Here is a 1627-nt window from a genome sequence, read left to right as displayed (position 1 = left end):
GGTGCGGCCGCCGCTGCCGCCCGGCACGCCGCGTTTCGCCATCCGGCCCTATCCGCAGCGGCTGGTGCAGCATTTGACGCTGCGCGACGGGCGCGAGGTCACGCTGCGGCCGGTCCGGCCGGAGGACGAGCCGGCGATCCGCGAGATGCTGCAGCGGTCCAGCCCGGACGATGTGCGGCTGCGCTTCTTCAGCGCCATGCGCAGCTTCAGCCATGAATTCGCCGCCCGGCTGACCCAGATCGACTACGACCGCGAGATGGCGCTGGTGGCCGAGGCCGAGGAGGACGGGCAGCGGGTGATCCTGGGAGCTGTGCGCATCATCGCCGACCCGGACGGCGAGACCGCCGAATACGGCATCATGGTGCGCTCCGACCTCAAGGGGCTGGGCCTCGGCCACCGGCTGATGACCGAGATCATCGACTATGCCCGCAGCCGCGGCCTGAAGCGGATCTTCGGCGAGGTGCTGCGAGAGAATGTGACCATGCTGCGCATGGCCGGGGAGCTGGGATTCGCCCGCGAGGACGTGCCGGACGAGCCCGGCATCATTCATGTGACGATTTCGCTCGACGGATTGCCCGCTCTCAGTCAGCATCCTGCCTAGGAAATGCGCCGCCGAGGGGGATTGGCGTTTGCGTTTTTCCTCTTTAAATGAAGCACTTGTCCGTATACGTTAAGGGCCTGCGTCAATTTTGAGGCCCGCGGCGTCGCTGCCGGGCTTTTGGTTTTGGGGGAGCATGGAGGGGAAGATGCCAGGGACAACCCGCTGGACCAGGACGGTTGCGGCCACGGCCTTGCTTGCAGGCTTGCTCGCCGCCTGCGCCGAGGCGCCGAAACCGAAACCCGTGGTTGCCAGCGGCCCCTGGGGCGTCGAGATCCATGACGCCTCGCGCCGCTTCAACATCCCCGAGCAATGGATCCGCGCGGTGATGCAGGTGGAAAGCGGCGGTCAGACCCATTGGAAGGGCGGCCAGCCGATCACCAGCCATGCCGGCGCCATGGGCCTGATGCAGGTCATGCCCGGCACCTATGAGGAGCTGCGCTATGTGCATGGGCTGGGCGGCGACGCCTACGACCCGCGCGACAACATCATGGCCGGCACCGCCTATCTCCGCGAGATGTACGACCTGTACGGCTCGCCCGGTTTCCTCGGCGCCTACAACGCCGGGCCGGAGCGGTACCGCCAGTATGTCGAGGAAGGCCGGCCGCTGCCGCGCGAGACTCAGCGCTACATGGACATCATTGGGCCCCAGATCGCCGGCATCGTGCCGGGCCGCGACGGCGACAGCGACCGGATGACCCAGTACGCCGCCGCGCAGATCCAGCAGAAGGTGCCGGCGACGATCCGCATGGCGCCGATCCCCGACGGATCCTCCACCCGCAACACCGTCGTGGTGGCGGCGATGAAGCCGATCCCGGATGGTTCGTCGACCCGCAGCACCACGGTGGTCGCGGCCATGCAGCCGATCCCCGACGGGTCGTCGACCCGCGGCACCACCACCGTGGTCGCGGCCATGCAGCCGATCCCGGACGGGTCGAGCGCCGCCTCGACGCTGCCGCCGGTCCGCGTGGTGCAGCAGCCCGGCGTTGTGCGGATGCAGCCGATCCCGGACGGCGCCACCACCCAGGT

The 1627-nt window shown here is 68.6% G+C and carries 2 protein-coding genes; both read left to right on the top strand.

Going from position 1 to position 1627, the window contains the following annotated elements; all coding sequences use genetic code 11:
* A partial coding sequence (locus tag P409_RS33820; RefSeq protein ID WP_152613696.1) for a GNAT family N-acetyltransferase occupies nucleotides 1-601 on the top strand: 601 nt, incomplete at its 5' end.
* A 241-nt stretch (nucleotides 602-842) separates the two neighbouring features.
* On the top strand, nucleotides 843-1627 hold a 785-nt coding region (locus P409_RS38470), incomplete at its 3' end, for a lytic transglycosylase domain-containing protein (protein ID WP_238578838.1).

The sequence above is a fragment of the Inquilinus limosus MP06 genome (genome assembly GCF_000767795.1).
In the GTDB taxonomy this organism is placed as follows: Bacteria; Pseudomonadota; Alphaproteobacteria; order DSM-16000; family Inquilinaceae; genus Inquilinus; species Inquilinus limosus_E.
The sequence above is the reverse complement of the archived record's forward strand: the minus strand, read 5'-3'. Positions and strand labels throughout refer to the sequence as shown.